Source organism: Campylobacter concisus (assembly GCF_002913045.1).
GTDB lineage: Bacteria > Campylobacterota > Campylobacteria > Campylobacterales > Campylobacteraceae > Campylobacter_A > Campylobacter_A concisus_AP.
On the sequence record NZ_PPAF01000030.1, the window covers coordinates 1 to 533 of the forward strand.

The window sequence follows — 533 nt, forward strand, 5'->3', positions numbered from 1 at the left end:
GTATAGATGCTCTAGCTGCGTCTGCTAGGCTAAATTCTTGCGAAAGTGTGTTTGGATTTAAAAACGAGCTAAACTCATCAGTAGTTTCTGACATATACTTTATGATCTGCATAGCCCTCTCATAAGATCCGATAAATTCGCCATCTTCGCTACCAGCAAGCTTTTTCATCTTATATAAAACTAAACTTAGCTCATTTAGCGGCTGCTTCCACTGGTGAGTTATATTTGCCATCATCTCGCCCATCATCGCAAGCTTAGCAATCCTCATGCCATCGCTACTTGAAAGGAAATTTTCATCTAAATTTAAACTAGGCATTTGCTCTATATCCTAAAAATGATAGATAAAGTCCGTTTAAGATCATTATGCAAGCTGAGAGCTTAAACATAATCTCTTTAAATTTCTCTCTTAACAAGCCAAAGACGAAGCTAGCTAGTAACAGCGCTGGTAAGGTGCAAAGCCCAAAGATAAGCATTATCAAGGATGCGTCAGCCACATTTGCGCTTAAAACTCCAAGCGCTAAGAAATAATAGAC

General features: G+C 38.6%; 1 protein-coding gene and 1 pseudogene. Both read right to left on the reverse strand.

Annotated features, from left to right (window positions below; translation table 11 throughout):
- Nucleotides 1–316, reverse strand: a pseudogene (locus CYP43_RS03885) (hypothetical protein); the annotation flags it as partial.
- Nucleotides 309–533, reverse strand: a 225-nt coding sequence (locus tag CYP43_RS03890; RefSeq protein ID WP_141089837.1) for a sulfite exporter TauE/SafE family protein, incomplete at its 5' end; no start/stop codon positions are given. The pseudogene CYP43_RS03885 and the gene CYP43_RS03890, both read right to left, overlap by 8 nt.